At 66.1% G+C, this 12,513-nt stretch carries 10 protein-coding genes and 6 pseudogenes; 9 read left to right on the forward strand and 7 right to left on the reverse strand.

The genetic code is table 11. The annotated features are described in order from the left end of the window. Nucleotides 1–225 precede the first annotated feature (225 nt). Nucleotides 226–1,254: a hypothetical protein gene (locus OG963_RS42890; RefSeq protein WP_331749800.1), complete on the forward strand. Its 1,029-nt coding sequence runs from the start codon at nt 226–228 to the stop codon at nt 1,252–1,254. A 59-nt stretch (nt 1,255–1,313) separates the two neighbouring features. Here the strand turns inward: OG963_RS42890 and OG963_RS42895 are convergent. Further along, nucleotides 1,314–1,516 (reverse strand): annotated as a pseudogene (locus OG963_RS42895) (IS5/IS1182 family transposase); the annotation flags it as partial. A gap of 184 nt (nt 1,517–1,700) precedes the next feature. Here OG963_RS42895 and OG963_RS42900 point away from each other — a divergent pair. The 6 genes and pseudogenes from OG963_RS42900 (at nt 1,701) to OG963_RS42925 (ending at nt 4,084) form a co-directional block, all read left to right on the forward strand. Beyond that, nucleotides 1,701–2,069, forward strand: coding sequence for a helix-turn-helix domain-containing protein (locus tag OG963_RS42900; RefSeq protein ID WP_371800421.1), 369 nt, complete (start codon nt 1,701–1,703; stop codon nt 2,067–2,069). A gap of 15 nt (nt 2,070–2,084) precedes the next feature. Beyond that, nucleotides 2,085–2,291: pseudogene (locus tag OG963_RS42905) on the forward strand (DDE-type integrase/transposase/recombinase); the annotation flags it as partial. Nucleotides 2,292–2,432: 141 nt separating this feature from the next. Continuing rightward, nucleotides 2,433–2,891: a hypothetical protein gene (locus OG963_RS42910; protein WP_371800374.1), complete on the forward strand. Its 459-nt coding sequence runs from the start codon at nt 2,433–2,435 to the stop codon at nt 2,889–2,891. Further along, complete coding sequence (locus OG963_RS42915; protein ID WP_331749802.1) at nt 2,888–3,103, forward strand: hypothetical protein; 216 nt, start codon at nt 2,888–2,890, stop codon at nt 3,101–3,103. The genes OG963_RS42910 and OG963_RS42915 overlap by 4 nt, the downstream gene beginning before the upstream one ends. After that, nucleotides 3,100–3,291 (forward strand): annotated as a pseudogene (locus OG963_RS42920) (AAA family ATPase); the annotation flags it as partial. The gene OG963_RS42915 and the pseudogene OG963_RS42920, both read left to right, overlap by 4 nt. Nucleotides 3,292–3,619: 328 nt before the next feature. Then, nucleotides 3,620–4,084 (forward strand): OsmC family protein, encoded by a 465-nt coding sequence (locus OG963_RS42925; protein WP_371800375.1) that lies wholly within the window; start codon nt 3,620–3,622, stop codon nt 4,082–4,084. Between the two features lie 20 nt (nt 4,085–4,104). Here the strand turns inward: OG963_RS42925 and OG963_RS42930 are convergent. From OG963_RS42930 to OG963_RS42950, 5 genes and pseudogenes are all read right to left on the reverse strand, one after another. Next, nucleotides 4,105–4,347, reverse strand: a pseudogene (locus tag OG963_RS42930) (transposase); the annotation flags it as partial. 714 nt (nt 4,348–5,061) lie between these two features. Then, the gene (locus OG963_RS42935; RefSeq protein ID WP_331749806.1) at nt 5,062–5,193 is read right to left on the reverse strand and encodes a helix-turn-helix domain-containing protein; all 132 of its coding nucleotides are present in this window, start codon (nt 5,191–5,193) and stop codon (nt 5,062–5,064) included. Between the two features lie 1,357 nt (nt 5,194–6,550). After that, a pseudogene (locus OG963_RS42940) lies at nt 6,551–6,835 on the reverse strand (DnaB-like helicase C-terminal domain-containing protein); the annotation flags it as partial. A gap of 674 nt (nt 6,836–7,509) precedes the next feature. Continuing rightward, the gene (locus OG963_RS42945; protein WP_371800376.1) at nt 7,510–8,709 is read right to left on the reverse strand and encodes a wax ester/triacylglycerol synthase domain-containing protein; all 1,200 of its coding nucleotides are present in this window, start codon (nt 8,707–8,709) and stop codon (nt 7,510–7,512) included. 776 nt (nt 8,710–9,485) lie between these two features. Then, nucleotides 9,486–9,726: pseudogene (locus OG963_RS42950) on the reverse strand (tyrosine-type recombinase/integrase); the annotation flags it as partial. Nucleotides 9,727–10,334: 608 nt separating this feature from the next. On the opposite strand from OG963_RS42950, the gene OG963_RS42955 reads away from it, so the two are divergent. Together OG963_RS42955 and OG963_RS42960 are read left to right on the forward strand one after the other, a co-directional pair. After that, nucleotides 10,335–11,111, forward strand: coding sequence for a polysaccharide deacetylase family protein (locus OG963_RS42955; RefSeq protein WP_331749812.1), 777 nt, complete (start codon nt 10,335–10,337; stop codon nt 11,109–11,111). Between the two features lie 221 nt (nt 11,112–11,332). Beyond that, nucleotides 11,333–11,482 carry a hypothetical protein gene (locus tag OG963_RS42960; RefSeq protein ID WP_371800377.1) on the forward strand — a complete coding sequence of 50 codons (150 nt, stop codon included), beginning with the start codon at nt 11,333–11,335 and terminating at the stop codon, nt 11,480–11,482. A 790-nt stretch (nt 11,483–12,272) separates the two neighbouring features. On the opposite strand, the gene OG963_RS42965 is transcribed toward OG963_RS42960, so the two are convergent. Continuing rightward, on the reverse strand, nt 12,273–12,458 hold the full coding sequence (locus OG963_RS42965) for a hypothetical protein (protein WP_331749814.1): 186 nt from the start codon (nt 12,456–12,458) through the stop codon (nt 12,273–12,275). Nucleotides 12,459–12,513: the final 55 nt, after the last annotated feature.

Genomic DNA, 12,513 nt, shown 5'->3' on the forward strand with positions numbered 1-12,513 from the left:
GTCCGTTCTCAGATCCCAGTCCAGTGTCTCGTGTTTCCAACATCAGGGGTCAAGGCCCCATGAGGAGCTGACCCGTTGTGTTGACCCTGCTGGAACACCTCTCTGACCGCTTCCTGACATCGCCTGACTAGTGTCCCGCGCATGCGAATGCCTCACTACCGCTCATGCGGTCACCAGGACAGCACTGTCAGGAGCCTCCGGTATGCGATCGGCATTTCCGTCGCAATGTCGGCGGCCGTCGTCGCACTGGTCACACCCGCCACGGCCGCGAACGCCGCACAGCCCAATCTGTCATTCACCAGTGGCGCCAGCACGGCGGGACTCGACACCATCACCACCCATGCTGGTGCTACGACCGCACGTGAGCGCAATCGGATCGGCGCCTACTGGACCCCCGAGCGGATGAAACTGGCGGGCGCCATGGTCCCCGAGATCACCCCCGTGCCCGAGGACGACAACACGCCGAACGACCCGCGGCCGCTTCCCGCGAACACGCCGGACTCCGGAAGCGTGTGGACACACGGCGGGGCAGTGAACAGGAACATCGGCCGCCTGTTCTTCACATTCGACGACGGCTACGACGCTAGCTGCACCGCGACCGTCGTCACCAGCGCCAACCGCAGTACTGTCATCACGGCGGCACACTGCCTGAGAGGTGTCGGATCGCCTTCCGCCGACGGCACCTGGAACCACAACTTCTACTTCGTGCCCGGCTATCGCAACGGAACAAAACCGCTCGGCGGCTTCAGCGCCAGGACCATGGCCACCTCATCCCGCTGGAACGCGGATCCGGACACCACGGAATCGTCGGACGTCGCAGCCGCCGGCTACGACACGGGACTCCTCGTGGCGAACCCCGCTGCCGACGGTCACCCGGTCACAGATACCACCGGAAGCCAGCAAATCGGGTTCGACCAGCCCGTCGAGGACGAATTCGTCCACACCTTCGGGTACCCGAACTATGGACTCAACATCCCCAGCGACAAGTACGTCGGATCTCGCATGATCCACTGCGCGGGCACGAGCCACCCCGGCCCCAACGCCCCCCTGCTGTGGGGTGAGACTTGCGACATGTCAGCCGGGTCGAGCGGTGGCCCTCACCTGGCCAACTTCGACACCCTCACCGGCACCGGCACCGTCGTGGGCATCACTACCACCGACCAGGATCTCGCGGGCGGGCAGACCCCCACGCTCTACGCCACGCGCTTCGGTGACAGCGCCCACCGTCTCTACAACTGGGCCCAGTCGAGCTAATCTCCGCTCCTAGCGGCCCTCACCCGGCACGGATGGGGGCCGCATACTCAGACGTCATCTCATCGGGCGAGTCTGCGGTAGCAGATGAGGGTGCAGGCGATGCTGGTGAAGGCCAGGATGTGCTCGGCGTTGCGCTCGTAGCGGCGGTGCAGTCGCCGGCATCCGGCGAGCCAGGACATCGTGGGTCTACGGTCCACTGGTGACGGCCCAGCCGCGCCGAGGACTCGATGCCCCTGCGGGCGACGCGGTGGCCGATACCGCGAACGAGAGCGCGGCCGCCGACCACGTCCGGCCGTCGGCGCCGAGCTTGGCCGTCTCGCCGATCCTGAATCTGTCCGGGGTGGGTGACGGGGTGAAGCTCTTCGTAAGGCTGGCTCACTTCGTCTCGGCGGCCTGCCCGGCGGTCGGCTCTCCTGTACTGCTGGAGGAGCGGCCGGTAGTCAGTCCTGCGGCAAGCAGACAGGCAACCCAGGTGCACACCGACCGGGAAGCCGGTCAAGATCACGCGCGGGACGTTGGACCGGTGGTTCAAGCTCTGGCGGGAGGGCGGCTTCGACGCGCTCCTGCCGCCGACCAGGCAGGTCACCCCGCGCACGCCGGAGGAAGTCCTGGACCTAGCAGTGGCCTTGAAGCGGGAGAATCCGAGCAGGTCGACCGCGCAGGTGGTGCGGATCCTGCAGCAGCACCTGGGCTGGGGCCCGTCCTACCGCACCGTCCACCGGCCCCTTCAGCGCCTGGAACTGCTGCCCCGCCCCGACGGGCAGGCGCCGGAGGTGTTCGGCCGGTTCGAGGCCACACGCCCGAACGAACTCTGAGTCGGGGATGCCCTCCACTGGCCGAAGATCGCAGGTCACAAGGCCTATCTCTTCGCTTTCGTCGACGACCACAGCCGGGCGGTGGTCGGGCACCGCTGGGGCAGCGCCGAGGACAGCGTCCGCCTGGCGGCGGCGATTCGGCCGGCACTGGCTGCCCGTGGCGTCCCCGAGGGCGTCTACGTCGACAACGACGCCGCGTTCGTGGACTCCGCCCTGCTCTGAGCATGCGCGAGGCTCGGGATCAAGCTGATCCACTCGACGTCGGGGCGCCCGCAGGGCAGGAGCAAGAACGAACCCCTTTTCCGCATTGTCCGGGAACAGTTCCTGGTCGAGGTCGACACGGAGAAGGTCACCGACCTGGCCATGCTCAATCGCCTCTTCACGGCCTGGGTCGAACAGGCCTACCACCGGCGGGCGCACTCCGAGACCGGCCAGCAGCCGCTGGAGCGGTGGATGCTGCGCGAGGTCGCCAAGACCGCCACGGTCTCACTCCAGTCCAACACCTACAACGTCGACGCCTCGCTGGTCGGCCGACAGGTCGAACTCGTCTTCGACCTCTTCCACCTGCCCGACATCGATGTCCCCTTCGGCGGCCGCTCGTTCGGCAGGGCCATCCCGCACCAGATCACCCCGCACGCGCACCCCAAGGCCAAGCCCGAGACCCCCGTCGCGGCCACGCCGGCGCCGACCGGGATCGACTACCTCCGCCTGATCGACACCGAGCGCACCAAGGAACTCGGGCAGCGGATCAACTACGAGGTCTTCCTGCCCGGCCAGGCCCAAACGACCGAAGCCGTCGACCTGACCGAGGAGGGCTTGTGACCAGCGGCAACTCGGTCCGGGACCGGCTCGACGAGCTCGACGACCAGGAGACGTCGGCCCGCCTGCTGCTGGAGCGGAGGCTGCGGCTGGCCGGCCGCAGGCTCGACCACCACCGGGCCACCGGCCCGGCCTTGCGGCTCGCGGTCCGCTTCCACCGGCGGGCCGAACACGACACAGCAATCGCCCACTTGGAGAGGACGGACGGACGTTGATAGACAAACTGAGCTCGCACTGGGGCTTCCCGCGCATGCCCTTCGGCAAGGACCTGGCCCCTCGATGCTGCACCGGCACTCCGCCCACGCGCAGGCCGTCGCCCGCATCACCTGGTGCATCGGCGAACGCGCACTGGGGGGTGATCGCCGACGAGGTCGGCGCGGGCAAGACCGTCGCTGCCTCAGCTGGACCACCCCCGCCACGCTGACCAGGCAGGATCTGTCAGAGCCGCTGCTTGACATCAATAGGGGCATCAAGCTGGCCGTGCGCTACGAGGCGACCGCTGATCGCAGCCATCAACGAGTGGCTTTGGCCACCGCCTTCACAAAGATCGGCGGGGCAGCGGTGCCTGATGCCGACCGCCGCGTGTGGCGCCTGATCGCGGCTGGCGGTGTCGTATGCGCGCGGGACGTTCCTCCGGTGGCGGGTGATGGCAGGGGCGGCCCGCGCTGTAGGCGACCATCGGCGAGAATGGGGAATATTGTCACAGTGGCGGCAGTCGCCAACACGGAGAAATGGGATCGGTTGTGTCTGGCAGAGAGCACGAGGTCAGCGTGTCTCGGACTGGTTCACATGAGTTCCTGGGCCGCAACTCCAGGGGCGCGACGGTGCGGCTTGGCTTCGCGGATGCCGAGGAGGCTTTCACTCCAGGCGAGTTGCTCCAGATTGCACTCGCGGGCTGCATGTCGTTGACCGTCGAGGAACTCGTCACACGACGTGCCGGGGAAGACGCGGCTCTCGAGGCAACGGCGGGATCCTGGCACGCGCCGGGTGTCCGCGAGTACCAGAGGATCTGGGTCGATTTGGACGTCGACCTGTCCTTTCTCGACACCGTCACCCGTGAGCGGGTGGTTGCGGCGATGCGCAGGGCAGTGGAAGGCCAGTGCACGGCGCACCGCACGCTGGAGAAGGGTGCCGAGATAGCTCTCGCCGTCGAGACCGACCGCGCCTCGAACACTGCGCCGCAGACGCTGCCGTAGACCGAGTCGGGTGGGCACCTGTGCGCGCAGTGAACAGGTGAGACTTTCGCTTCGCAACAGGCCCTGGACGTGATGAAGCATGCCAGCGCCTGCCGGTTGCCGTCCTCGCCCAGGCGAGCCGCCATCGGCTCCACCAACTTGCGTCTGCCGTCCAGCAGCAACCCGCGTACACACGCCTGCCCCCAGCGCCGCTGAGCCGCACAGAAGAACCCGTCGATCAACCCCGCCGCGAACGCCTCCAAGTCCTCCCAGACTTCGCTCATCTCCTCAGGTGTCACGCCAACTCAGCGACACCCACGAGCAAGCAGACACGCCCCTCACGAGTGAAGATGACAAAGCCCTACTAGTGCTGGATTCCTCGAACGATGTACGTATATCCGCGTCGCATTCGTCGGGTTGGCGATGCCGGTCTGCTCGAGATCCATGGTTTCGCGCGGGAGTTGAGTTGGCTGGTTGCGAGGGTGGTGGCGTATGCGATGTCGTCGGGGTTGGCGAAGGAGCAGCCGGCGGGTGGGGCGACTTTGCGGAAGATGCGCCACCAGCCTTCCTCGAGGTTGAGCCAGCAGGCGTCGACGGGGATGAAGGCGTGATGGGTGCGGGGACGTCCTCGAGCCAACTCCAGGTGGACAGGCTGTTGTGGCTGGACAAGTGTCGGTGACGATCCAGACCTCACCGGTCGGGTTGGCGTCCCCGACCTGTTGCAGAAACCGCTGGTAGAAGACGCTTTACGTGAGGACGCGGTCATGGTGAGGGCCTGGCCGTCGGTCGGCCGCAGGTCGCCGTAGACCCAGGTCCTCTCCGGTCCGCGGCTGTAGGCGAGTACCGCCTTGAGCCGGTGCCCGTCGGGTGACCAGGCGGGGCGGGCGGGAAGGCCCGGGAGCTCGTCGGCGCAGATCACCGTCACGTCGTCGCGCGGCTGGGTGTAGAGGCCGATGATCCTCGTCCTTTTGGGACGAAGTCCGGGTCCTTCGACCGCATCAGGACCGGGTACGGCGCCAGCGCACGCCCTCGGCGAGCAGGATGCGACGGTGTAGCCAGCAGCGAACCGTCTTCTGACTGCAGCCCAGCTCCACCGCGATCGCCGGCACCCGCAACCCCGACCAGCTCACTCGATCATCCGGGCCCGCATCACCACGTCCCGTGGCGCCTTCCGCGCCCGCCGACCAACGACGGCCCGATCGTCCCCGTCACCCTCCGGTCGTGCCCATAAAACCATCGCCCAGCACCCGCCCCCGAGCACCCTCAACTACCCCACCACCAGGACATATACCCAGCCAAAGAGGAATCCAGCACTAGGCCATGGCCATGAGATATGCGCAGGGTGGTCTCACACCGCAGGGTCAGGCCGCTCGAAAGCGCGTGCGAATACTCGCTGCCGAAGGCTTTGCGCGAGGCGAGAAGAACGCAGTGATCGCGAGGGATCTCCGGCTCAGTGTGCGGTCGGTGGAGCGCTGGCGCCGGTCCCGGCGCGGGGGCGGGGGCGGGTTGCAGGCCTTGCGGTGTTCGGGTCCGGCGAGGCGACCGAAGGTCAACGACAGCGACTTCGCGTTGCTAGAGAGGCTTTTGCTGCAAGAGGCGAAGGCTCACGGATGGCCGGACGAGCGCTGGACGCTGTACCGGATCCATGTGCTGATCGCGAACCGTCTACTTAGTCTAAACACTCGAACGAAACGCTCTCCGACGGGAGAACCCACTCCAACCTGGCGAATAGAAACAGGCATTTCGCACACATCGGGTTGAAAATTGATTTGATGCTTGTTGACTGCCTTGTATGAAACAGTAGGCACGCAAATTATATGGGAGGGCACCTTGACGTTGCTATCTTGAGCGGGCCAGATCAAAGCTTTCCGATTTAAGGAGGATTCATGTCTAAGCGCAGAGTGTTCGCCGCCATCTCCCTGGCCGTGATGGCCACAGCCGGAATGGCAACGAGTGCGAGTGCGACCACTGGGTCAATTACGACTCAGGCAATGGCATCTGCCAATGTTGCTTCACCGGCGGACGAATCCTACCGAACCGTGAACTGGGTTTATTATAACACCTACAACGATAAGCCAACATGCGAAGTTGTGGGTCAAAATGCCGTACGCGATGGCTTGGCTAACCTCCACGAATGCAGGAAGAACCCGAACCCCGCAAAGGGGTACGATCTCTGGTTTGGATACAATAATGCCGGTTGCGGCATATATTGCCGCGAGGACGGGCACTAGAATCATCCGTAACGGCATGCTAGAACCTCTGGCATGCCGTATTGGCGGGTGACTTAAGCAGTCTACGTTCCGCAGTCGCCCGCGTTCCTGACGGCACTTGAACGGCGTTCTGAGTCGAGCGATTCGATACGTCTGCTTCGCGGGAAAAGGCCCTCTTGATAACTTCCGGACGTCGTCCAGCACGTTATCAAGAGGGCTTGTCTACACGTCCGTCGCGCTTGCCGATTTCATTCGTCCACCCCTGCGTGTGACTGCCTCACACCACAGCTTGGGGAACGCGTACAACCGGCCAGATCGCCAACCTTTGCAGATCGAGCAACTGCACCGCATGGAGGAGTAGTGCCCCCTGGAAGCCGACGCTGATGGTGACCGTGGGCCCGTTGCGGTGCTTGCCGATGATGAGGTCGGCTTCGCCGGAGCGCAGTGATTCCTTCTCGTAGGCGTCCTCTCGGTGCAGCATGACGACCATGTCGGCGTAGTTTTCGATGGCGCCGGATTCGCGGAGGTCGGAGACCACCGGCTTCTTGCCAGTTTGAGGTCCTGATTCTCAGGCGGCGTTGCCTCGTCCCGCTCCCGTGCCGGTCGTCCGTGGGCGCACCACACCAGGAGGTACTCCTCGGCCCACGGCATACGGAAGTCGAACTCGAGTTGCTCACAGCCCGGACTTCGAGCTCGTAACAAAGATCACCCTGCCCGACACTTTGACACCGCCTCCGGGCCCTTAACTTCGCGGCATTATGCGATCGCCGCCCAAACCCAACTCCGTCTCGCCCGACCGCTTGCCACCGACCTGACGGCCGTGGGAAAAGCTGGCGCTGCCGCACAAGGTCACCTCGGCCCGGGCCGGCGTGAGTTTCGGACCTCCGCACGACGACCGGCTCACCAACCGGTGCTCCGAAACCCCACCCGCCCAGGTCCGGGCACCTCCCGGCTCGAAGAACCGACTCCCTGTCACCCGCCACGACGTGGGCATAGTTCTCGCCACCGGCGAGGCATACGCCCGGCCCCGCCCACCACCAGAATGGCACGTGAACCGGCGTGGCAGGCTCCGCCCTGAGGGCGCCCCTGGGGGCACCGACGTACTTGTCCCCGAGCAGCACGAACATGGACCGGACGGTTTGAGGACGCGCGCCCACTCCGCGGTGCACTCCCTCATCGCCTCCAGGTACGCCCTCGGGCCATGAGTGTGACCGCCCTGGACGCGGACGCCTCGTGTCACTGGGTGGGGGTCGTTGTCTGCTCCTTCTCGGCGGCGTCCAGTTCGGTCAGCCAACGGCTGGGCAGTTCCGCCGCGCCCGGCAGAGCTCCGTCAGCCACGAAATGCAGCGTGGTCGTGCCGCCGTAGGAGCACGAGAGCACCGACAGGGGATGGTTGGCAGGGAGCACGGTGAACATCCGTACTCCAGTCACCGGCGCGTCTTCATGCCGCAAGGGCTGGTGGAAGGCCACGTGAGAGGTGTCCACCGGTGCGCGGTGCGGTGCCGTCAGCATCTTCGCCGCGGCGTAGAAGGTCCCGGCCGGTGTGCGCTCCATCAGCAGTCTCGTGGCACGACGGATCGACGGCTGCCGCAGGACATCGGTTACCTCCACCACGGCCGCCAGCCGTTGTCGGGTCTCTGAGAGATGGGCCGGCAGCATTAGCGGGCCGAAGGAGAAGAGGTTTCCGGGCCGGGCGCTCTCCGCGGCGTGCCGACCGTCCACCATGACCATGGCGCTCAGTGGCTGGTCCGCGCCGCGTGACCAGTTGTCGAACGCCCACGTGCGCAGTGCACCCGCGAGGACCGCCAGAGAAGCGTCGTTACTGCTGCCGCCGGCCTCCGAAGCCACAGCGCGCAGCCGCTCCGTCGGGACGCTCGCCCACCCGCGCACAAGTTCGCCTGTCAGTGGTACGTCCGGATCGTTCCACACCCCCGCTCGCGACAGCATGCCCGACTGGTTTCTGAGCACACGGGCGAAAGCGGCCACGGTGGCGGGCCTGGGTGCCAAAGCTTTCGGCACCTCGGCGCCGAGCAGGCCGTACAGGGTGTTGCGGACCGCCACACCGTCGTGGGTGACGTGCGACGCCCGGTAGCAGAGCGTGTGACAGCCGGGTGAATCGCCGCGCAGGAGCCACAGGTCCCAGGGAGGGCCGTCCTGGGTCAGCGGCTGGTTGATCAGCGCGTCGACAGCCGCAGCTGCCCCGCCGGGCGCCACCACCATCTCCCTAACGCGGACGGTAAGATCGGGATGTAGCTCATGCACCCAGCGGGCCCGCAGCTTCGGCCCTTCAAGCCGGTGCGTGAGCACGGGCAGCCGGGACAGGCACGTAGCTACTCGCTCTCGCAACCGCTCCACCGGCGGCGCGTCCCCTGCCACGTCGAGGACGGCGCCGATGGTGAGCGACATGGACGGCCAGTCACGTGTTACTGCGTCCATGCTCAGATCCATGGGGGTCGGCCGGAAGGCCGCCGCCGGGGAGAGAAACCCACTTTCCCTACCAGACACAGATTTTCCCTACCGATTCGTTCCTACACGATCTGCGATGTGGCCGATCGGAGGCTTGTCTGGGGGACTAGGGGCTCACTGCCCCCGCGGAGCGCGCTGAACCGGCCCCGCGCGCCAAGTCAGCCACGACGTCGTCGGTCCGCCCTTGCGGATTCATCCCGCCGGACGGCGCCCTCATCCAGCACCTCACCGCAATCTCGCCGTTGCGCCGAGACGGCACCCGTGCTGGCTGACTTGCTCGGTCTCGCCCAAGCTAACAACGACGAAGTGGCCTCTATAGAATTTACCTGCCAATCACTTCTTGAGGCCCTTCCGTTTCGTACGGGCAGTCAGTGAGCCCCACCGTGCCCTGCGGAAAATCCGTCACGACCCAAGCCGTACGAGGGCGTACTCGACGGGCGAACGGTTTGCGGGGTTGGTGCGAGTTCTCGGGACAAAACGCTCTTTTTCTGGTCGTTTCAGAATGAGGTGCGGGGTCGTCTCAAGCAGATGATGCTGCAGGCGAGTTGGAGCGGTGTGAGGGAGGTCGGCACGTAGCCCGTCCGCCGGTGCGGGTGCAGATGACCTCCAGGTCCTGAAGGCGGATGGTGAGGGAAGTGCCCGACCACAGGCAGACCTCTTCCCCGCACTGACCACAAGGTCGTGCGCGGCAAGGACACGGCGCAGGGCTGCGGAGGTGGTGATATCGCGCGCCAGTGCGCGGCTCTTCAACTCTCAGCGCATCGGAGCGTCTCCCCCACGCCTACGCCGAGGCGGTCGGCAACCCGGGTGTTCGCCCACACCCACGCCTGCTCGTTTCGCACGTGCATGTAGCCGGTCATGGCGGCCAGCCACTCATGCCCGAGCAGCTCCTGGATCGCTTTCAGATCCACGCCCCCGCTCATACAGGGACGAGGCGCAAAAGTGCCGCAGGCCGTGCCGGGTCAACCGGCCCGTCCACACAGGCAGATGGGCCTAAAACCCTCTGGCTCGCGCTGACGCCACCAACCCGGCACTCCTGATACGCCTCACGCCAGCCCACCCGCCAACACGTCCAACGCCACCACCAGACGATGCTCTCCCGACGACCCGGACCCCACCGGACCAACCCCCGCTCCCAGCACCGCCGCACACACGGCACTGACCTCAGAACCACTGAGACAAAGTCCCGAACCACGCGGTCCGTTGAGAAAGGCGGCCGAGACAGAACACCAACGCAGAATCGGCGAACCCAGCCATCTGACCAGGAAGAGTGCTGCTGCCCAGCCCAAACACACACCGGACCTTTAGACCCAGACACCCACCCCGCAGGCCCGCCACGCCCCCCAGTCGGAGCACAAAACCCCAGACCCCCCGAACACGGCACTCACCCCCTCCTCCCGTCTCAACGAATCATCAACACACCAGGTCAGCTACCACCCCGCACACCAACTACCCCGTCCAACACACGCGGAGGGTTCCTGTCGCAGGTCTCTCGCGGAATTGTCAGTGATCGGTAACGGATGGATCCGGTGGCCGCCGCCTTCCGTCTGCAGGGGGGAACGAGATCAACGGAACGACAAGGATCGGGGCGGACGATGGTACGGCGCGGCGGACGAGGGTGGTACGGCCAGGTGGCCGCAGCGGCATTGGGGGTCACCGCGGTGGCCGTGGCCGCGTCGTTGTGGACCTCCCCGGTCGGTCCCGCCGACCGGACAGCCGGCGCCTCGGCGCACCCTGCGGCGCCCGGCGCGGCCCCGCAGGCAGCCGCGGTGTCCGCGGAGATCGCGCACGTCTCGGACCGGGGCGCCCAGGGCATCAACATCACCATCGACGACGGGCCGGACCCGGTCTGGACGCCGCAAGTGCTCCAGGTACTCGAGGAGTACGGCGTCACGGCCACGTTCTGCATGATCGGCCCGCAGGCTCAGGCGCATCCGGACCTTGTCAGAGCGGTGGTAGCGGCCGGGCACCGGCTGTGCAACCACACGGTGGCGCACGACGTCACCATGGACCACAAGTCCGAGGCCTACCAGTCCCAGCAGATCCTCGACGCGGATCGCATGATCACCGAGGCTTCGGGGGGCGTGGAGCCGCTCTATTACCGCGCCCCGGGCGGTGCCTTCACCCCGTACAGCAGGAAGCTCGCCGCTTCGCACGGCATGCGGCCGCTCGGCTGGAACGTCGACTCGAAGGACTTCGAACGCCCCGGCACGTCCGCCGTCGTCGCCACCGTCAAGGACGAGATATCTAACGGGCCGACCATCCTCTTCCACGATGCCGGCGGCGACCGCTCCCAGACCGTGACCGCCCTGCGCGAGGTGCTGCCCTGGCTCAAGGCACAGGGATACTCCTTCGGCTTCCCGGTGCGGTGAGCCCGGCCCGTCAGCCCGGTGCGCGGCCCCTCGGACAAATGTTGCGGACCGCCCAGCGATGGCCGCAGATGGATAGTGTGCGCGGTGCGGCTGGGAGGCCGGATGCCCAGAGCCAGCGGGAAGTGTAGATGTCAGGGCGGGCACCGCGCGCGGTGACGTGTGTGATGTCGGTCAGCCATGTGTGATCAGCGGGTGTCCTGGTCGCAGCTGCGACTCGGTCCATGACTACACCGTTTACGTCGAGCGCAAGATTTCCACGCGGTCGTCTCGGTGTCGCGGAGCAAGAGCTCGCCGAGAAGTGCTCGTACGCCGCCCGGAAGCGGATCACCTACGCCGACCAGGCAGATTTCCAGCACGGGGGATGCGTCTGAGTACTCGCCAGCCGTAGACGGTCAGCGGCCAATACCCGCCGGCCTCAGCGACGCCCCGGCACGCTGGGGTAGATATGGCGCGGCCCAAGCCGGATTCCACCGCCAGTGCCCGCCTCCCGAGGGCGCACCCTCTTCCCGGTGCTCCTGGTGGCGGCGTTCGTCCTGGGCCGCACGCTCCTGGCGATGTTGGTCTTCGTAGCGGGAAGTCTGCTCAATGGTGAAAGCAGAGACCGGCAGAGCTCCGATGCTGCACTGAACACCACTCACCCCGCCCGATGGGCGGACCAAAGCGAGTCAGCAGGGGGCCAACGAGGTGACGAATCCGCCGCCGACTCGCGCGTCACAGCTCGGGCACCCCACACGGCAAGGAGAGTGAGTCAGCAGCGCCCAGGCCGACCCTGTATGGCGCCAGCCCCTGTAGCTCTCGGGACGGCGCCGTGTCACCGCCCTCCCGAGAGCTACGACACCCACGACCGGCAGGCGGACGACCTTCGCCAGCCGTACCGCCGACCGGCCGTGGTGAGCCACCGAGAAGACCCACCATGGCCCGGGCTACAGCCCGATAGCGAGTTCCACTCATCACGCCCATCCGCAGATGACCGACAGGCAAGTGCCTGGCAGTGGCAACGGTGTCGCGTCCTCGTTGATCGGACTCGTCCCAGGGAGTGCACCTGGCGTTAGGCCATGGCGCAGCACAAGGGGCTCTGCAAGCGCCTCCGTAACGAACTCAGGGCCCACGGAGAGCGCCTGGGAGAAGGGCGGATGTGAAACCCGGCATGCGGGCAGCGCCTCAAGAACTCGGAGGCAGATCGAGCGTGACCTCGCCAGCAGTGGTCTTGAGAGTGAGAACGCTCTCTCCGCGGCCGATAGCACGATCGATTTTTTTGATCTCTGCCCATGTAAAGCCGAGCCGGCGGTACTTGTTCCGCTGCTTCGGCCGCATGTGCTGGATATCCTCCTTCGAGGTTGTGGTCATACCCGGATGCCACGAACGGGCCGAACCGCTAGTCATCTTGGGAATCAGGTCCATC

Source organism: Streptomyces sp. NBC_01707 (genome assembly GCF_041438805.1).
GTDB lineage: Bacteria > Actinomycetota > Actinomycetes > Streptomycetales > Streptomycetaceae > Streptomyces.